Raw genomic sequence first — 17,126 nt, forward strand, 5'->3', positions numbered from 1 at the left:
CGTTCATAATGGAACCCGAAACTGCACGACCTCTGACGTCTTCAACCCCGCCGCGCCGAAGCCATTCTTGCCTTCGTCGTGTGCGCAGGGTCTTGTGCGCAGGGTCTTGCGTTCTCGTCCTGCCTCGTGTCGTTCGCGACGCTGACCCACGGCTGGTGACGAAGGTCTTGACGAGATCTCGGCGTCGTCGATCCCTGCACCGCCTATGACGTCTTGCCGCGATTGACGAAGGCAGGACGCTCCCTTATAAGCCGCGCCAACCGTCCGCGATGACCCGGCTCGCCCGGGAGCGGCTCGATTTCAGGGCCGGCAGCGGTCCATTTCGGGCCCGGAAACATCACCGGACATCAATCGACATTTCAAGCAGGCAAGTTGTCAACTGGCAAATTGCCCGTCAGCGGAGAACGACCCGTGAAGCGGACTTATCAACCCAGCAAACTGGTGCGCAAGCGCCGTCACGGCTTCCGCGCCCGCCTCGCCACCACCGGCGGCCGCAAGGTCCTTGCCGCGCGTCGCGCCCGGGGCCGCAAGCGTCTCAGCGCCTGAAGCCAGGGCGTCTGTCCCGGAGATTTCCATCATGGATCGGCTACGGCAGCGGGCGGACTTCCTCGCCGTTGCCGATGGCGTGCGGGCGAACAGCCCTGCCTTCGTCGTCCAGCGCCGGGAACGGCCGGACCGGGGCCCGGTCCGGATCGGCTTTACCGTCACCAAGAAGAATGGCACCGCCACGGAGCGTAATCGCATCCGTCGGCGGCTGCGCGAGCTTGTGAAACGGCTCGATCCCCTGTCGATGCGGCCGCACACTGACTACGTGCTGGTCGGCCGGCGGGATGCCTTGTCACGCGACTTCCAGACCATGCTCGCCGATCTCCAGGCGACGCTCCGCCGCCTCGACCGGCCGCAGGCCAAGCCGCAGCCGCGCAAGCCGTCGGATGCGGACAAGCCAAACGCTCCCGCACCGGACGCGCATTCCCGCAAACCGGATTGAACGACGAGACGATAAGAAAACGATGACCGACAATCGCAACACCATCCTCGCCGTCATTCTGTCCGGCCTCGTGCTGATCCTTTGGCAGGTCTTCTACAACGGACCGCAGATGGAGAAGCAGCGCGCGCAGGCCCAGATGCAGGCCGAGCTCGCCAAGAAGCAGGCGCCGGCAACGCAGCCTGACAGCGCCGCGCCGTCGGCCACCCCGCAGCCGGGCGCGGCCGCGACCGGCAGCCCGAGCGCGCCGGGCGGCGCCGTGACCAGCACCGGCGTGATGCCGCGCGACACCGCCATCGCCGCCACGCCGCGCGTCAAGATCGACACACCGCGGCTGACCGGCAGCATCTCACTCAAGGGCGCACGCATCGACGACCTGGCCTTCGTGCAGTACCGCGAGACGGTCGATCCGAAATCGCCGGCGATCGTGCTGTTCTCCCCGTCCAACACCGCCGAGCCCTATTACGCCGAGTTCGGCTGGGTGAACGCCGCCGGCGCCAAGGTGCAGGTACCCGACCAGAACACCGTCTGGCAGCAGGACGGCTCGAATGCGCTGACGCCGTCGACCCCGGTGAAGCTGACCACCACCAACGGCGACGGCCTGACTTTCCAGCGCACCATCAGCGTCGACGATCACTATCTCTTCACCATCAAGGACGACGTCACCAACGCCGGCAACGCACCGGTGACGCTGTATCCCTACGGCCTGATCTCCCGCCACGGCACGCCGCACGTGTCGGGCTATTACATCCTGCACGAAGGCCTGATCGGCTATCTCGGCGAGAAGGGCCTGCAGGAGTTCACCTACAAGAAGATGGACGACGAGAAGGCGGCGAAGTTCGACGTCACCAATGGCTGGCTCGGCATCACCGACAAATATTGGGCGGCGGCGCTGCTGCCGATGACCGATGCGCGGCTGCAGGCGAACTATTCGTCGAAGCTGGTCGACAACCAGCACCGCTACCAGACCGACTATGTCGAGACCCCGCAGACCGTGCCGGCCGGCGGCTCGGCGTCGGTCTCCACCCGGCTGTTCGCCGGCGCCAAGGAAGCCGGCGTGGTCGGCATCAACTTCCCGATCGGCGGCCTCGGCGGCTACAATCAGAAGCTCGCGCTGAACCATTTCGATCTCTTGATCGACTGGGGCTGGTTCTACTTCCTGACCAAGCCGATGTTCCTGGCGCTCGACTTCTTCTTCCGCTTCTTCGGCAATTTCGGCGTCTCGATCCTGCTGGTGACGGTGCTGGTGAAGGCCCTGTTCTTCCCGCTGGCCAACAAGTCCTATGCCTCGATGGCCAAGATGAAGGCGATCCAGCCGCAGCTCCAGGCGCTGAAAGAGCGCTATCCGGACGACCGGATGAAGCAGCAGCAGGAGATGATGGAGATCTACAAGAAGGAGAAGATCAACCCAGTCGCCGGCTGTCTCCCGGTCGTGCTGCAGATCCCGGTGTTCTTCTCGCTCTACAAGGTTCTCTTCGTCACCATCGAGATGCGGCACGCGCCGTTCATCAGCTGGATCAAGGATCTCTCGGCTCCGGATCCGACCAATCTGTTCACGCTGTTCGGCCTGATCCCGTTCGATCCGACCCAGCTGCCGCTGTTCGGCCATTACCTCGCGCTCGGCATCTGGCCGATCATCATGGGCATCACGATGTGGTTCCAGATGAAGCTGAACCCGACGCCGCCCGACCCGACCCAGGCGATGATCTTCAACTGGATGCCGCTGATCTTCACCTTCATGCTCGCGGGCTTCCCGGCCGGCCTCGTGATCTACTGGGCCTGGAACAACACGCTTTCGGTGCTGCAGCAGGGCTTCATCATGCGCCGCAATGGCGTGAAGGTGGAGTTGTTCGACAACATCCGCGGCACGTTCAAAAAAAAAGCGGCGTGACGAGTAAGGCGGCGTGAGCCGCTGAAGCAACCAACCATCTACCGTCATGGCCGGGCTTGTCCCGGCCATCCACGTTTTGATATCCCGCGCAATGGGCGTGGATGCCCGGGTCAAGCCCGGGCATGACGAAGAGCGAGGCCTTGTCATGACCACCAGCCACGACACCGACGAGCGCCTGATCGAAAAAGGCCGCAAGCTGTTCGCCCAATCGTGGCGCTTCACCCATGCATCTCCCTCGATCGAAAGCCTGCCGCCGATGGGGGCGATCGAGGTCGCCTTCGCCGGCCGCTCCAATGTCGGCAAGTCCAGCCTGATCAACGCGCTGACCGGCCAGAACGCGCTGGCGCGCACCTCGCATACGCCGGGCCGCACCCAGGAGCTGATCTTCTTCGAGGGGCCCGAGCATGCGCCGCTGCGGCTGGTCGACATGCCCGGCTATGGATATGCCGCCGCGGCGAAGACCAAGGTCGCGTCCTGGACCGAGCTGATCCACAAATTCCTGCTCGGCCGCGCCTCTCTCGCCCGCGTCTATGTGCTGATCGATGCCCGTCATGGGCTGAAGGAAGTCGATCAGGAGATCCTCAAGACGCTGGACCGGTCCGCCGTCAGCTATCAGCTCGTCCTGACCAAGGCCGACCAGATCAAGCCGGCTGAGCTCGCAAGCCGGATCGCCGAGACCGAGGCCGCGCTCGCCAAGCATCCGGCGGCGTTTCCTCACGTGCTGGCGACGTCGTCACGATCCGGCACCGGCATGCCGGAGCTGCGTGCCGCCATGGTGCGGCTGCTGGAAGAGCGCAGCACATGATGACGCCGTGGCGAATCCTGGCCGCAATGGCCGGGCTGATGGGCGCCGCCGGCGTCGCGCTGGCGGCCAAGGCCGCGCACGAGCCCGACGCAGCGCGGCTCGCGACCGCCTCCACCATGCTGCTGTTCCACGCCTGCGCCCTGCTCGGCACCATCGCTCTGGCAGAGCGCGGCGTGGTTCATCGGCGCATCGGCCTGGTCACGGCGATCGGCTTCGCGCTCGGCCCGGCCCTGTTCGCCGGCGACCTCCTGATGCGGCAGTTCACCGGCAACCGGCTGTTTCCGTTCGCGGCGCCGATCGGCGGTAGCTTGCAGATCGCGAGCTGGCTCGCACTCGCGGTCTGCGCGCTGTGGCCGCGGCGGGCGTGATCCGGCGCTTTGCGCCGCGGGCGGCAATCGGCTAGAACGCGGCGCGACGCCCCCGACAGCCGAGACCTCCCAGACATGACCGACGCGACCACCATCAGCCCGCTCGATCAGGCCCGCATCCTGTCCGAAGCGCTCCCGCACATGCAGGAGTACGACGACGAAACCATCGTCATCAAATATGGCGGCCACGCCATGGGCGACGAGGACACCGCAAAAGCGTTCGCGCGCGACATCGTGCTGCTGGAGCAGACCGCGATCAATCCGGTGGTGGTGCATGGCGGCGGCCCGCAGATCGCGACCATGCTCAAGCGCCTCGGCATCGTCTCCGAATTCGCCGCCGGCCTGCGCATCACGGACGCGGCGACGATCGAGATCGTCGAGATGGTGCTGGCCGGCTCGATCAACAAGCAGCTGGTCGGCTACATCAACGAGGCCGGCGGCAAGGCCGTCGGGCTGTGCGGCAAGGACGGCAACATGGTGCGCGCGGTCAAGGCGACCCGCACCATGGTCGATCCTGACAGTCACATCGAGAAGGTGGTCGATCTCGGCTTCGTCGGCGAGCCGGACAAGGTCGATCTGACGCTGCTGAATCAGCTGATCGGCTACGAGCTGATCCCGATCCTCGCACCGCTTGCGACTTCGAAGGAAGGCCAGACCTTCAACGTGAACGCCGATACGTTCGCCGGGGCCGTGGCCGGTGCGCTGAAGGCCAAGCGCCTCCTGCTGCTCACCGACGTGCCCGGCGTGCTCGACAAGTCGAAGAAGCTGATTCCGGAATTGTCGGTGAAGGACGCACGCAAGCTGATCGCCGACGGCACCATCTCCGGCGGCATGATCCCGAAGGTCGAGACCTGCATCTACGCACTCGAGCAGGGCGTGCAGGGCGTCGTCATCCTGGACGGCAAGGTGCAGCATGCCGTGCTGCTCGAGCTGTTCACCAACCAGGGCACGGGCACGCTGATCCACAAGTGAGCAGCCACCACCATCTCTCGCCGTCGTGGCCGGGCTTGTCCCGGCCATCCACGTTGTTCGGCGAGTTCGGAGCGAGAAAAATGGATGCCCGGGTCAAGCCCGGGCATGACGATGGGGAGAGAGCGGGGCGTATCAAACCCTTCCGGACTCGCGCTCCGCTCAGCCTCACTGTGATCCTTCTGGCCTTGTTCGCCTCCCTCACCCCCGCCCGCGCCGACCTCAAGCTCTGCAACCGAATGAGCTACGTCGTCGAGGCCGCAATCGGCATCGACGAGAAGGCGGCAACCGCGACACGCGGATGGTTCCGGCTCGATCCGGCGACCTGCCGCGTGGTGCTGCAGGGGACGATGACCGCCGACCGCATTCTCCTGCATGCACGCGCGCTCAGCCTCTACGGCGCGTCGCCGCTCGCCGAGAACGGCAACGATCAGCTGTGCGTGGCGGCGGACAATTTCGTCATCGCCGCCGCCCGCCAGTGCCGCACCGGTCAGACGCCGGCGGCGTTCACGCAGGTGACGCCGAGCAAGGCCGACGACGGCACCCTGATCGCCTATCTCGCCGAGAGCGCAGAATATGACGACGAGCAGGCGCGGCTCGCCGGCATCCAGCGGCTGCTCGGCATCGCCGGCTATGACGCCTCGCCGATCGACGGCGTCGACGGGCCGAAGACGCAAGCCGCGCTCGCGGCGTTCCTGAAAAGCCGCGGGCTGTCATCCGACGTCGTGTCGCAGCCGAATTTCTTCGCGACCATGGTGGACGCGGTGCAGACGCCCTCCCCCACCGGGCTGACCTGGTGCAACGACACCCCGCACAAGGTCATGGCGGCGGTCGGCACCGACGACGGCCGCACCGTGGTCAGCCGCGGCTGGTACCGCATCGATGCCGGCAAATGCCTGCATCCCGACATCGCCGGGCAGCCGAAGAAGGTCTACAGCTTCGCCGAGGCGGTCGACGATGAGAACCGCACCATCAAACTGAAGAACAAGCCGCTGAACTGGGGCGGGCTGGTGCAACTCTGCACCCGCGAGAACAAGTTCGAGACATCAGAGCAGGGCGACTGCCCGAGCCGCGGCTTCACCGCCACCGGATTCACCGCCGTCGACATCACCCGCGGCGGCAAGACGCTGCGCTTCGCGTTGCCGTGATGGGCATAGCGATGTTGCCCACGTTGCCACCACACCCACAGCTGTCATCCCGGCGAACGCCGGGATCCATAACCACCGGCCGAGGTTTGGGCCATCGGCATCAGCCATCATGCCGCAAGATAGCTTCCGCGGTATGGGTCCCGGCGTTCGCCGGGACGACAGCGGAATATGCCGCCCTAGCCGGGCATGATGACCGAAGGCAGGATGGACCGACGCCCACATGACAAAATCCCCTCGCGCCTTCGATCACGTCGACACCTGGGTGTTCGACCTCGACAACACGCTGTATCCGCATCACGTCAATCTGTGGCAGCAGGTCGATGCCAGGATCGGCGAGTTCGTCTCCAACTGGCTCAAGGTCGATGCGGAGGAGGCGCGCCGCATCCAGAAGGACTACTACCGCCGCTACGGCACCACGATGCGCGGCATGATGACCAAGCATGGCGTGCACGCCGACGACTTCCTCGCCTACGTGCACAAGATCGACCACTCGCCGCTGGAGCCGAACCCGGCGATGGGCGCGGCGATCGAGAAGCTGCCGGGGCGCAAGCTGATCCTGACCAACGGCTCGGTCGACCACGTCGACGCGGTGCTGGCGCGGCTCGGCATTGCCGCGCATTTCCACGGCGTATTCGACATCATCGCCGCCGAGTTGACGCCGAAGCCGGCGCGCGAGACCTATGACAAATTCCTCAAGCTCCATGACGTCGATCCTGCCAGGGCCACGATGTTCGAGGATCTCGCCCGCAATCTCGTCGTCCCGCACGACCTCGGCATGACGACCGTGCTGGTAGTGCCCGACGGCACCAAGGAGGTGGTGCGCGAGGACTGGGAGCTGGCGGGGCGCGACGATCCGCATGTCGATCATGTCACGGACGATCTGACCGGGTTCTTGCAGCGGCTGGTGGGGTGAAACCCGCCACGCATTGAGCTGTCATTCCGGGACGATGCGAAGCATCGAACCCGGAATGACGGAGCATGATAAGCCGCACCTCCCGCGCGGACGGCCCCCGCCACCGATGCGTCCTTGACTCTCCGGGTCCAAATCCCGAAAAAGCCGCCCTGCCCACCATGCTCGTACACGGCCGTCCCCGGCTTTCTGCCCAGGGACCAAGCGAGGATCGACCGATGTCACTGTCCGCCCTGGAATCCACCATCAACAGCGCCTTCGATGCCCGTGATGGCGTCTCGACCACGACCAAGGGCGAGGTCCGCGACGCCGTGGAGAGCGCGCTCGAGCTGCTCGACAAGGGCGAGGCCCGGGTCGCTGAGCGCGGCACTGACGGCAAGTGGAGCGTCAACCAGTGGCTCAAGAAGGCCGTGCTGCTGTCGTTCCGCCTCAACGACATGAGCGTGATCCCCGGCGGCCCCGGCCAGGCGTCGTGGTGGGACAAGGTGCCGTCGAAGTTCGAGGGCTGGGGCGAGAACCGCTTTCGCGACGCCGGCTTCCGCGCCGTGCCCGGCGCGATCGTGCGCCGCTCGGCCTTCATCGCCAGGAACGTCGTGCTGATGCCGTCCTTCGTCAATCTCGGCGCCTATGTCGACGAGGCGACCATGGTCGACACCTGGTCGACGGTCGGCTCCTGCGCCCAGATCGGCAAGCGCGTGCACATCTCCGGCGGCGTCGGCATCGGCGGCGTGCTGGAGCCGCTGCAGGCCGGCCCCGTGATCATCGAGGATGACTGCTTCATCGGCGCGCGCTCGGAGGTTGCCGAGGGCGTGGTCGTCCGCAAGGGAGCGGTGCTGTCGATGGGCGTTTTCCTGGGCGCGTCGACCAAGATCGTCGACCGAGAGACGGGCGAGGTTTTCGTCGGCGAGGTGCCGGAATATGCCGTCGTGGTGCCGGGCGCGCTGCCGGGCAAGCCGATGAAGAACGGCCAGATCGGCCCGTCCACCGCCTGCGCCGTCATCGTCAAGCGCGTCGACGAGCGCACCCGCTCCAAGACCTCGATCAACGAGCTGTTGCGCGACTGATTGAACCGCGGCTGCGGCCGCAGCAACGAATCTCCGGGCCGGCCAAGCCATCGGTCCGGAGGACGTCCATGGACTGGACCTGGTTTCTGTTTCGCTTCCACGGCCGGATCAACCGCGCCAAGCTCTGGCTGTCGTTGCTGGTGGTGCTCTGCTGGATGGTCTTTGCCGCCGCGCTGGCGGCGGGCGCGAGCAGGCTGCTGGGCGGCCCGACGGCCTTCAGCTTCAATCTGACCGACATCTTCGCGGTCCTCGACCCGGACACCTTTCGCGGCCTGACCCGCGCCGATATCGTCCACGCCACCTTCCACGTCATCCTCACCCCCGTGTTCGTCTGGGTGTTTGCCGCAGGCGCCATCAAGCGGCTGCATGACCGCGACAGGAGCGGCTGGTGGACGGTTCCGTTCTTCGTCGTGCCCGGGCTGGTCAACCAGTACGCGGAGCGCATTCCCGGGACGGTCATTCCCGCGATCGTGGGCGGCGCTGGTGCGCTGCTCTCGCTGTGGGCCTTCATCGAATTGTACTGCCTTGCCGGCGATCCCTGGACCAATCGCTTCGGGCCCAATCCGTTGCCGAAGGTCCGATCCAGCGAACGCTCCCGCCAGCCAAGACCGCCCGCGCCCGCCTGGAACCAGCACAAGGAGCTGGAGTTCACCCCGCACGTTGCGAGCCCGCCGCGAGGGGAAGCGGCAATCGGCAGCACTAGCCCGCCGGCAAAATAGCATGTTAAGCGAAAGGCATGACCGATGCCCTCGCCATCACCCGCGACCTGATCCGCTGCCCCTCCGTGACCCCGGCCGATGCCGGCGCGCTCGGCGTGCTCGAGGCCCTGCTGAAGGACGCGGGCTTTACCACGCATCGCGTGACGTTCTCCGAAGCAGGCACCGCCGACATCGACAACCTCTATGCCCGCATCGGCACCGACGGGCCGCACATCACGTTCGCCGGCCACACCGATGTGGTGCCGCCCGGCGATGAAGCGGCGTGGAGCCTGCCGGCGTTCTCGGGCGAGGTGAAGGACGGCTACATCTATGGCCGTGGCGCCGTCGACATGAAGGGCGGCATCGCCTGCAGCGTCGCGGCTGCACTCGACTATCTGCGCGATCACAGCGGACAGCCGAAGGGCTCGATCTCGTTCCTGATCACCGGCGACGAGGAGGACGTCTCGATCAACGGCACCATCAAGCTGTTGAAGTGGGCGGCCGAGCGCGGCGAGCGGTTCGACCATTGCGTGCTCGGCGAGCCGTCCAATCAAGAGGTCATGGGCGACTGCATCAAGATCGGCCGCCGCGGCTCGCAGTCCGGCACCTTGATCGTCGAGGGCAAGCAGGGCCACGTCGCCTACCCGCACCGCGCCTCCAACCCGGTGCCGGACATCTCGCGCCTGATCGTGGCCTTGTCGGACGAACCGCTCGACAACGGCAGCGCGCAGTTCCAGCCGTCGAATCTCGAATTCACCACCGTCGATGTCGGCAACACCGCCAGCAACGTCATTCCCGGACTGGCGCGGGCGAAGTTCAACATCCGCTACAATGACTGCCATACGCAGGAGACGCTGCGCGCGCTGGTCGAGGAGCGGCTGACGAAGGCCTGCGGCAATCGCATCCGCGCCCGCATCGACTGGCTGCCGTCGAACTCCAACGTGTTCCTGACCAAGCCCGGACCGTTCACCGACCTCGCGGTTGCGGCGATCGAGAGCGTGACGGGCCGCAAGCCGGAGCTCTCGACCACCGGCGGCACCTCCGACGCGCGCTTCATCTCGAGCTACTGCCCGGTGATCGAGTTCGGCCTGGTCGGCCAGACCATGCACCAGATCGACGAGCGCGCCTCGGTCGCCGACATCGCCACCCTGACGAAGATCTATCGCGGCATTCTCGATCGCTACTTCGCGTGACCCCCTATCTGCGCATCATTGCGAGCGCAGCGAAGGAATCCAGGACGTCTCCGCGGCAGCGATATCGAGTGGAGCGGCCGCAATTAGTAGTCGACCTTCACGAGGTAAAGCCCTTCCGGCGGCGCGACGACGCCGCAGGCGGCGCGATTGCGCGCGGCGAGCGCGGCGGCGAGATCATCGGCGGTCCAGCGACCCTGCCCGACCCACACCAGTGAGCCGACCATCGAGCGGACCTGGCTATGCAGATAGGAGCGGGCGGAGGTGAGGATGGTGATCGCATCGCCGTCCCTCACGACGTCGAGCTGATCCAGCGTCTTCTCCGGCGATTTCGCCTGGCATTCGGTATCGCGGAACGTCGTGAAGTCGTGCTTGCCGATCAGCCGCTGCGCGGCTGCATGCATTGCATCGGAATCGAGCCGCTGCGGCACCCGCCAGACGCGACCGACCTCCAGCGCGAGGTTGGAGCGGCGATTGACGATCCGGTAACGGTAGTGCCGCCTGCGCGCGGAGAACCGCGCTTCGAAGGTGTCGGGCACGATCTCGGCGGCGAGCACCGCGACCGGGTTCGGCCTCAGATGCGAGTTGAGCGCGTCGCGCAGCTTGTCCGGGCGGAACTCCTTGGCGATGTCGCAATGCGCGACCTGGCCGGTGGCGTGGACGCCGGCGTCGGTGCGGCCTGAGCCCTGCACACGCGTGGGCACGCCGCAGGTCGCCTGCACCGCGGCTTCGAGCGCGCCCTGCACCGACGGCAAGGTCTCCTGCAGCTGCCAGCCGCAGAACGGCGCGCCGTCATATTCGATGGTGAGCTTGTAGCGGGGCATTCGGTCTATTGCTGCCGTCATCGCCCGCGCAGGCGGACGATCCAGTATTCGCCGACGTCTCGGCGCGACAATGCACGTCTCGGCGTACTGGATACCCCGCTTTCGCGGGGTATGACAGCGTTACGAAAAACGAGCACCGCGATTCAATGGGGTGCCGCGCAGGAAATCCGCGGCCTTCATCGGGCCCTTGCCGGCGCGCTGCAGCTCGGTGATGCGGATCGCGCCGTCGGCGCAGGCGATGGTGAGCTGCTCGTCGAGCACGGCGCCCGGCTCGCCCGCGCCGCTGGCGAGCGCGCAGCGCAGGAACTTCAAACGCACCGCCTCGCCATCGAGCGTGACCTCGCTCCAGGCGCCGGGGAACGGCGACAGGCCGTGGATGTGCCGCAGCACCGTATGCGCCGGCTTCGTCCAATCGATCCGCGCCTCCGCCTTCTCGATCTTGGCAGCGTAGGTGACGCCCTCCTCGGCCTGCTTCGTCAACGTCAGCCCGCCGCGCTCCAGCGCCGCCATCGCGCGCACCATCAGGTCGGCACCGATCCGCGAGAGGCGATCGTGCAGATCGGACGCCGTCATCGCGTCAGTGATGGGTAGACGCTCGGCCATCGCAACGTCGCCGGTGTCGAGACCGACATCCATCTTCATGACCATCACGCCGCTTTCAGCGTCCCCTGCCATGATGGCACGGTTGATCGGCGCGGCGCCGCGCCAGCGTGGCAGCAACGAGGCGTGGAGGTTGTAGCAGCCGAGTTTCGGTGCATCGAGAATCGCCTGCGGCAGGATCATGCCATAGGCGACGACAACGGCGGCATCGGCCTCATGGGCGCGGAACGCAGCCAGCGCGTCCTCGGTCTTCAGCGTCTTCGGCGTGAGCACGGGAATGCCGAGCCGGCGCGCCTCGGTCTCAATCGGCGTCGGCACCAGCGCCAGGCCGCGGCGGCCGCCGGGTTTGGGCGCGCGCGTATAGACCGCCGCGATCTCGTGGCCGTGGCCGGCGAGTTCGAGCAGGGTCGGCACGGCGAAATCCGGCGTCCCCATGAAGATCAGGCGAAGCGGCATCTGGTGGAAGATCCTGCATGGCCGAATCCTCCGCGTCATGGCCGGGCTTGTCCCGGCCATCCACGTCGAGCTGCCTGTAACGCGCGGCGAGACGTGGATGCCCGGGTCAAGCCCGGGCATGACGGAGGAGAGAGTTGATCGTTACTCGCTGGCGCGCTTGGCGGCCTTGGCGAACTTCTTGATCACGCGGTCGCGCTTGAGCTTCGACAGATAGTCGATGAACAGCACGCCGTTGAGATGGTCGATCTCGTGCTGGATGCAGGTGGCGTAGAGCCCCTCGGCATCCTCCTCGCGAACCAGCCCGTCGAGATCGGTGAAGCGCACGCGCACGCGCGCCGGCCGCTCGACCTCTTCGTAATATTCGGGGATCGACAGGCAGCCTTCCTCGTAGACCGACAGCTCGTCCGACCTGGCAACGATCTCCGGATTGATGAAGACGCGCGGCTCGCGCTTGCCTTCCCCGTTGGCGTCGGGCTTGGCCAGATCCATGGTGATGACGCGCAGCGGCTGCGCGACCTGAATCGCTGCGAGCCCGATGCCCGGCGCGTCGTACATGGTCTGAAACATGTCGTCGACCAGCTGCCGGATCTCCGGCGTGACCTTCTCGACCGGCTTGGACACCAGCCGCAACTGCCGGTCCGGCAGAATGATGATTTCTCTTAGGGACATGGCGCGCGATTTAAGCCGCGGAACCGGCGCGGTCAATGTGATGGCTCGCAGTTAAGACTTCGCTAACCATGAATTTCAATGCCTTGTTAACCATGATTCTTAACCCGACCTTAACCATAATTGTTCTCTCTTCGTTCGCGAGCTTGTGCGAATCGGATAGACGGGCGTGATGACCGCCGCCAGCCAGTCCCTCAATCCTGTCGTCATCATGATCGGCGACCTTCCGGTCCGCGCCAGCGATGCGCTGATCGGATTTGGCGTGCTGGTGGTGCTGCTGCTCGTGATGATCGTGGCGGCCGTGGTGCGTTCCGGCCGGCGCGGCGCCGAGCTCGCGGCCCAGCAGGCGATGCGCAGCGATGAGATCGAGCAACGGTTCAGCGAGATGATCCGCGTCCAGAGCGAGGCCTCCGGCCGGGTCGACGCGATGGCGCAGCTGCTCGCCGGCCGGCAGGTTGATCTTGCCCGCAGCGTCAACGAGCGGCTCGATGCGGTGACTCATCGCGTCGGACAGTCGATGGAGCAGAGTACGCGGCACACCATGGATAGTCTGCGCGTGCTGCACGAGCGGCTCGGCATCATCGACAATGCGCACCGTGATCTCAGCGAGCTGACGACCCAGGTCACGACCCTGCGCGACGTTCTCGCCAACAAGCAGTCGCGCGGCGCGTTCGGCCAGGCGCGGATGGAGGCGATCGTGCAGGACGGACTGCCGAAGGGCAGCTACGCGTTCCAGCACACGCTCGCCAGCGGCAAGCGACCCGACTGCGTGGTGTTCCTGCCCGATGCGCGGCCGCTGTGCATCGACGCCAAGTTTCCGTTGGAAGCCGTGACCGCGCTGCATGATGCGGAGACGGACGAGGAGAAGCGCACCGCCGCACAGCGCCTGCGTACCGACGTGCTGCGTCACGTCAACGACATCGCGGAGAAATATCTGGTGGTCGGCGAGACGCAGGACACCGCGCTGATGTTCGTGCCGTCGGAATCGGTCTATGCCGAGATCCATGATGGCTTCGACGACGTCATCCAGAAAGCGTATCGCGCGCGCGTCGTGCTGGTGTCGCCGTCGCTGCTGATGCTCGCGATCCAGGTCATGCAGCAGATCATGAAGGACGCACGCATCCGCGACGCCGCCGACCAGATCCGCAACGAGGTGATCCATCTCGGGGACGATCTCGGCCGCTTGCGCGAGCGCGTGCTCAAGCTGCAGAAGCATTTCGGCGATGTCGGCGAGGACATCCGCCAGATCCTCATCTCGGCCGACAAGATCGAGAAGCGCGCCGCGCGGATCGAGGAGCTCGACTTCAGCAAACAAGACACGCCGGTGGAGTCGCCACGCATCGCGCCAGCTACGGGCACCGCGCCCGATTTGTTTCCGCTGGCGGGACGCATGCAGGCGGGGGAGTGATTGGGTAGCTCGCCCTTGTCGCAGCTTGAATTTTGCCAAGACTGTCATCGCCCGGCTCGCGGACGATGACAGCTGAGATGGGGAGCGTTTCTTGCGCAAATCTGCTACCACCCATCCATGACCGTACCTGAGGCTTCTTCCGACATCACCGCGACCGGCGCAAAGCCCGAGGCTGCGCCAAAAGCCCCCACCTGGCGCGAGAGCATGGCCGTCTATCTGCAGCCGCGCGTGCTCGTGGTGCTGTTCCTCGGATTTTCGTCGGGGCTGCCGCTGGCGCTGTCCGGCTCGACCCTGCAGATCTGGATGCGCGAGCTCGGCGTCGACCTCGGGACCATCGGGTTGTTCGCGCTCGTCGGCACGCCCTACACGCTGAAATTCCTCTGGGCGCCGCTGGTCGACGCGCTGCACGTGCCGCTGCTGACGCGCGCCTTCGGGCGGCGGCGCGGCTGGCTGGTGTTCGCGCAACTGCTGCTGATCGCCGCCATCCTGCTGCTGGCGTTGACCGACCCGGCGCACGCGCCGTTCATGGTGGCGCTGGCCGCGCTGCTGGTCGCCGCGATGTCGGCGACCCAGGACATCGTGGTCGATGCCTTCCGCGTCGAGAGCCTGCCGGAGAGTGAGCAGGCCGCGGGCATGGCGGCGTATGTCGCCGCCTACCGCATCGGCATGCTGGTCTCGACCGCCGGCGCACTGGTGGTGGTCAGTGCATTCGAGAACTCGGGGCTGACGCGTCCGTCGTCCTGGATGTGGGGCTATGTTGCGATGGCCGGACTGGTGCTGATCGGCACGATCACGGCCCTCGCGGCGACCGAGCCGGCCCAGTCGCAGCAGGCGGAGGCCGCGATGGGTGCGGACACTGCGCTCACCCGCGTGATGCACGCGGCTGCCGGAGCCTTCGTCGAATTCCTCGGCCGACGTGATGCGCTCACGGCGCTCGCCTTCGTCGTGCTGTTCAAGTTCACCGACGCCTTCTCCGGCACGATGACCGCGCCGTTCGTGATCGATCTCGGCTTCAGCAAGGTCGACTACGCCGCGATCGTGAAAGGCGTCGGCCTCGCCGCCACGCTCGCCGGCGGCTTTGCCGGCGGTTTCGTCGCGCGGCGCTATTCGCTCGCCATCAGCCTGTGGATCGGCGGCATCGTGCAGGCGCTGGCCAACCTGTCGTTCTCATGGCTCGCCATCGTCGGCGTCAATCAGTGGGCGCTGGCGCTGGCGATCTCTGCGGAGAACCTCACCAGCGCGATCGGCACCGTGATCTTCGTCGCCTATCTCTCTGCGCTGTGCCAGAACCCGCTGCACACCGCGACCCAATATGCGCTGCTCACCGCGCTCGCCGCGGTTGGACGAACCTATCTGTCATCGGGCGCGGGCTATGTGGCGAAAGCGACCGGCTGGCCTGCATTCTTCGTCATCTGCGTGCTCGTCGCGATCCCGAGCCTCGTGCTGCTCGCTTGGCTGCAACGGCGTGGGCATTTCGATGATTTGGGGCCGGTGAAGTTGTAGCTGCCGCCTCACCGTCAACTGTCGTCACTCGCGAAGGCGGATGACCCAGTATTCCAGAGACGTCAGCTATCAACCGAGGGCCGCGGCGTACTGGATCGCCCGGTCGAGCCGGGCGATGACTGCAGAAGTCAGGAGGCGGCGCTCGCAGCGTCCCAAGTGTCACCGCTTCACCAAGCTCCACTTGGTCACGACCGCCTCGCTCATCTGCCCCGCATCCTGGGCGCAGGCGATCTCGTCGACCTTGACCGCGATCTGCTTGCCGAGCAGGCCCTTGAGCTGCGAGGCCTGCGCCGTGTTCGCGGTGACGAGCTGGAACGTCTCCGGTCCGGTCTCGAGATTGCACAGCCCGCTCGGCGGCGGCAGGCGGCGCGGCTCGCTGGTGATCTGATAGGCGGCGGAGGGCTGGCCCGATTTGGCGCCTTTCAGCTTCAGCGCCGTCAGCTCGCCCGACAGCACGTCACCGGCATTGAGCGGACGCCCCGCCTTCTGCGGTGCCTCGCTTTGCTGCGCCAGCACCGACGGCGCCGAGAGTGCCGCCAGAATCGCGCCCAAAGCCAGCCGTTTGCCGAATCCGCGTTTCGTCATCAATTCACTTCCGTCTGTGCTTAGAACAAGGTCCGCTGCCGCATCGCGGCCGAGAGCGTGCCTTCGTCGAGATAGTCGAGCTCGCCGCCGACCGGCACGCCATGCGCCAGCCGCGTGACCTTGACGTTCGCCTCCTGCAGGAGGTCGGTGATGTAGTGCGCCGTCGTCTGGCCGTCGACCGTCGCGTTCAGAGCGAGGATGATCTCCTGCACCTCCGGCGCATGCGCGCGCTGCACCAGCGCGTCGATGGTGAGATCCTGCGGACCGACTCCGTCGAGCGGCGACAAGGTGCCGCCGAGCACGTGATAGCGGCCGTTCGAGGCCTTGGCGCGCTCCAGCGCCCAGAGGTCGGCGACATCGGCGACGACGACGATCATCGCGGGATCGCGCCGCGGATCGGTGCACACCGTGCAGGGATTCTGCGTATCGATGTTGCCGCAGGTCTTGCAGACCTGGATGCGATCGATCGCGACCTGCAGCGCCGAGGCAAGCGGCACCATCAGCGCCTCGCGCTTCTTGATCAGATGCAGGGCGGCGCGCCGCGCCGAACGCGGCCCGAGGCCGGGCAGGCGCGCGAGCAGCTGGATCAGGCGTTCGATCTCAGGACCAGCGACGGCCATCAGTTCACGAATGTCATCAGGTCAACTAACCAAAACCGAAGCCGGGCGGCAGGCCGAGCTTGCCGGTGATGGCCTGCATCTTCTCCTGCATCGCGGCTTCCGCCTTGCGCCGTGCATCGCCATGCGCGGTCACCAGCAGGTCCTCCAGGATCTCGGCCTCCTCCGGCTTGAGCAGCGACGGATCGATCTTGATGCTCTTCACGTCCATCTTGGCGGTCATGCGCACGGCAACCAGACCGCCGCCCGAGATGCCCTCGACCTCGACGTTGCCGAGTTCCTCCTGCATCTCCTGCATCTTCGTCTGCAGCTGCGCCGCCTGTTTCATCATGCCGAGAAAGTCAGCCATCGGAGCACCTCATCATCAGCCATCTGGTTGAGCATGATCTCCGCGCAAACGCCTCTGGCGTTTGTCGCGAGGAAAACCGTTTTCCACTTT

19 protein-coding genes are annotated in these 17,126 nt (G+C 66.0%); 13 read left to right on the top strand and 6 right to left on the bottom strand.

Annotated elements, in window-relative coordinates:
- The first annotated feature begins 411 nt into the window (after nt 1-411).
- The 11 genes from rpmH (at nt 412) to dapE (ending at nt 10,031) form a co-directional block, all read left to right on the top strand.
- Nucleotides 412-546 carry a 50S ribosomal protein L34 gene (gene rpmH / locus QX073_RS33010; RefSeq protein ID WP_006609582.1) on the top strand — a complete coding sequence of 45 codons (135 nt, stop codon included), beginning with the start codon at nt 412-414 and terminating at the stop codon, nt 544-546.
- 31 nt (nt 547-577) lie between these two features.
- The gene (gene rnpA / locus QX073_RS33015; RefSeq protein WP_315715363.1) at nt 578-988 is read left to right on the top strand and encodes a ribonuclease P protein component; all 411 of its coding nucleotides are present in this window, start codon (nt 578-580) and stop codon (nt 986-988) included.
- Between the two features lie 22 nt (nt 989-1,010).
- Entirely contained in the window at nt 1,011-2,876 is a 1,866-nt protein-coding gene (gene yidC, locus QX073_RS33020) for a membrane protein insertase YidC (RefSeq protein ID WP_315715362.1), read from the top strand.
- 145 nt (nt 2,877-3,021) lie between these two features.
- Nucleotides 3,022-3,681, top strand: a complete 660-nt coding sequence (gene yihA, locus QX073_RS33025; protein WP_315715361.1) for a ribosome biogenesis GTP-binding protein YihA/YsxC — start codon at nt 3,022-3,024, stop codon at nt 3,679-3,681.
- On the top strand, nt 3,678-4,049 hold the full coding sequence (locus QX073_RS33030; protein ID WP_316167277.1) for a DUF423 domain-containing protein: 372 nt from the start codon (nt 3,678-3,680) through the stop codon (nt 4,047-4,049). Before yihA ends, QX073_RS33030 begins: the two co-directional genes overlap by 4 nt.
- Before the next feature lie 75 nt (nt 4,050-4,124).
- On the top strand, nt 4,125-5,021 hold the full coding sequence (gene argB, locus QX073_RS33035; RefSeq protein ID WP_012047096.1) for an acetylglutamate kinase: 897 nt from the start codon (nt 4,125-4,127) through the stop codon (nt 5,019-5,021).
- A gap of 80 nt (nt 5,022-5,101) precedes the next feature.
- A complete protein-coding gene (locus QX073_RS33040; protein ID WP_316186630.1) occupies nt 5,102-6,166 on the top strand; it encodes a DUF1036 domain-containing protein in 1,065 nt (354 codons plus the stop codon).
- A gap of 220 nt (nt 6,167-6,386) precedes the next feature.
- Nucleotides 6,387-7,079, top strand: coding sequence for a pyrimidine 5'-nucleotidase (locus QX073_RS33045; protein ID WP_316227018.1), 693 nt, complete (start codon nt 6,387-6,389; stop codon nt 7,077-7,079).
- Nucleotides 7,080-7,294: 215 nt separating this feature from the next.
- Complete coding sequence (gene dapD / locus QX073_RS33050) at nt 7,295-8,140, top strand: 2,3,4,5-tetrahydropyridine-2,6-dicarboxylate N-succinyltransferase (RefSeq protein ID WP_015669883.1); 846 nt, start codon at nt 7,295-7,297, stop codon at nt 8,138-8,140.
- A 68-nt stretch (nt 8,141-8,208) separates the two neighbouring features.
- A complete protein-coding gene (locus tag QX073_RS33055) occupies nt 8,209-8,859 on the top strand; it encodes a DUF805 domain-containing protein (protein ID WP_316167274.1) in 651 nt (216 codons plus the stop codon).
- A 17-nt stretch (nt 8,860-8,876) separates the two neighbouring features.
- The gene (gene dapE / locus QX073_RS33060) at nt 8,877-10,031 is read left to right on the top strand and encodes a succinyl-diaminopimelate desuccinylase (protein WP_315825868.1); all 1,155 of its coding nucleotides are present in this window, start codon (nt 8,877-8,879) and stop codon (nt 10,029-10,031) included.
- A gap of 83 nt (nt 10,032-10,114) precedes the next feature.
- Here dapE and truA read toward each other — a convergent pair whose 3' ends face one another.
- The 3 genes from truA to def all read right to left on the bottom strand — a co-directional run bounded on the left by truA (nt 10,115) and on the right by def (nt 12,577).
- Nucleotides 10,115-10,852, bottom strand: coding sequence for a tRNA pseudouridine(38-40) synthase TruA (gene truA, locus QX073_RS33065; protein ID WP_316227019.1), 738 nt, complete (start codon nt 10,850-10,852; stop codon nt 10,115-10,117).
- A gap of 120 nt (nt 10,853-10,972) precedes the next feature.
- The gene (gene fmt / locus QX073_RS33070) at nt 10,973-11,908 is read right to left on the bottom strand and encodes a methionyl-tRNA formyltransferase (RefSeq protein ID WP_316227020.1); all 936 of its coding nucleotides are present in this window, start codon (nt 11,906-11,908) and stop codon (nt 10,973-10,975) included.
- A 141-nt stretch (nt 11,909-12,049) separates the two neighbouring features.
- A complete protein-coding gene (gene def, locus QX073_RS33075; RefSeq protein WP_316227021.1) occupies nt 12,050-12,577 on the bottom strand; it encodes a peptide deformylase in 528 nt (175 codons plus the stop codon).
- Nucleotides 12,578-12,746: 169 nt separating this feature from the next.
- Between def and QX073_RS33080 the strand changes: the two genes are divergently transcribed.
- Complete coding sequence (locus QX073_RS33080; RefSeq protein WP_316227022.1) at nt 12,747-13,982, top strand: DNA recombination protein RmuC; 1,236 nt, start codon at nt 12,747-12,749, stop codon at nt 13,980-13,982.
- A gap of 117 nt (nt 13,983-14,099) precedes the next feature.
- A complete protein-coding gene (locus QX073_RS33085; RefSeq protein ID WP_316167268.1) occupies nt 14,100-15,485 on the top strand; it encodes an AmpG family muropeptide MFS transporter in 1,386 nt (461 codons plus the stop codon).
- 159 nt (nt 15,486-15,644) lie between these two features.
- Here QX073_RS33085 and QX073_RS33090 read toward each other — a convergent pair whose 3' ends face one another.
- Genes QX073_RS33090 through QX073_RS33100 form a run of 3 tightly spaced genes read right to left on the bottom strand, consistent with a single transcriptional unit; the run spans nt 15,645 to nt 17,036 of the window.
- Nucleotides 15,645-16,070, bottom strand: coding sequence for a hypothetical protein (locus QX073_RS33090; RefSeq protein WP_315715350.1), 426 nt, complete (start codon nt 16,068-16,070; stop codon nt 15,645-15,647).
- Between the two features lie 20 nt (nt 16,071-16,090).
- The gene (recR, locus tag QX073_RS33095) at nt 16,091-16,690 is read right to left on the bottom strand and encodes a recombination mediator RecR (RefSeq protein ID WP_315715349.1); all 600 of its coding nucleotides are present in this window, start codon (nt 16,688-16,690) and stop codon (nt 16,091-16,093) included.
- 25 nt (nt 16,691-16,715) lie between these two features.
- On the bottom strand, nt 16,716-17,036 hold the full coding sequence (locus tag QX073_RS33100) for a YbaB/EbfC family nucleoid-associated protein (protein WP_315715348.1): 321 nt from the start codon (nt 17,034-17,036) through the stop codon (nt 16,716-16,718).
- Between the last annotated feature and the right edge of the window lie 90 nt (nt 17,037-17,126).

The sequence above is a fragment of the Bradyrhizobium sp. SZCCHNS3052 genome (assembly GCF_032484495.1).
Taxonomy (GTDB): domain Bacteria; phylum Pseudomonadota; class Alphaproteobacteria; order Rhizobiales; family Xanthobacteraceae; genus Bradyrhizobium.

What these genes read in the sequence shown, in the direction of transcription:
- rnpA (WP_315715363.1), top strand. Translation starts at nt 578, where the DNA reads ATGGATCGGCTACGGCAGCGGGCGGACTTCCTCGCCGTTGCCGATGGC.
- yidC (WP_315715362.1), top strand. Translation starts at nt 1,011, where the DNA reads ATGACCGACAATCGCAACACCATCCTCGCCGTCATTCTGTCCGGCCTC.
- yihA (WP_315715361.1), top strand. Translation starts at nt 3,022, where the DNA reads ATGACCACCAGCCACGACACCGACGAGCGCCTGATCGAAAAAGGCCGC.
- QX073_RS33030 (WP_316167277.1), top strand. Translation starts at nt 3,678, where the DNA reads ATGATGACGCCGTGGCGAATCCTGGCCGCAATGGCCGGGCTGATGGGC.
- argB (WP_012047096.1), top strand. Translation starts at nt 4,125, where the DNA reads ATGACCGACGCGACCACCATCAGCCCGCTCGATCAGGCCCGCATCCTG.
- QX073_RS33040 (WP_316186630.1), top strand. Translation starts at nt 5,102, where the DNA reads ATGGATGCCCGGGTCAAGCCCGGGCATGACGATGGGGAGAGAGCGGGG.
- QX073_RS33045 (WP_316227018.1), top strand. Translation starts at nt 6,387, where the DNA reads ATGACAAAATCCCCTCGCGCCTTCGATCACGTCGACACCTGGGTGTTC.
- dapD (WP_015669883.1), top strand. Translation starts at nt 7,295, where the DNA reads ATGTCACTGTCCGCCCTGGAATCCACCATCAACAGCGCCTTCGATGCC.
- QX073_RS33055 (WP_316167274.1), top strand. Translation starts at nt 8,209, where the DNA reads ATGGACTGGACCTGGTTTCTGTTTCGCTTCCACGGCCGGATCAACCGC.
- dapE (WP_315825868.1), top strand. Translation starts at nt 8,877, where the DNA reads ATGACCGATGCCCTCGCCATCACCCGCGACCTGATCCGCTGCCCCTCC.
- truA (WP_316227019.1), bottom strand. Translation starts at nt 10,852, where the DNA reads ATGCCCCGCTACAAGCTCACCATCGAATATGACGGCGCGCCGTTCTGC.
- fmt (WP_316227020.1), bottom strand. Translation starts at nt 11,908, where the DNA reads ATGCCGCTTCGCCTGATCTTCATGGGGACGCCGGATTTCGCCGTGCCG.
- def (WP_316227021.1), bottom strand. Translation starts at nt 12,577, where the DNA reads ATGTCCCTAAGAGAAATCATCATTCTGCCGGACCGGCAGTTGCGGCTG.
- QX073_RS33080 (WP_316227022.1), top strand. Translation starts at nt 12,747, where the DNA reads ATGACCGCCGCCAGCCAGTCCCTCAATCCTGTCGTCATCATGATCGGC.
- QX073_RS33085 (WP_316167268.1), top strand. Translation starts at nt 14,100, where the DNA reads ATGACCGTACCTGAGGCTTCTTCCGACATCACCGCGACCGGCGCAAAG.
- QX073_RS33090 (WP_315715350.1), bottom strand. Translation starts at nt 16,070, where the DNA reads ATGACGAAACGCGGATTCGGCAAACGGCTGGCTTTGGGCGCGATTCTG.
- recR (WP_315715349.1), bottom strand. Translation starts at nt 16,690, where the DNA reads ATGGCCGTCGCTGGTCCTGAGATCGAACGCCTGATCCAGCTGCTCGCG.
- QX073_RS33100 (WP_315715348.1), bottom strand. Translation starts at nt 17,036, where the DNA reads ATGGCTGACTTTCTCGGCATGATGAAACAGGCGGCGCAGCTGCAGACG.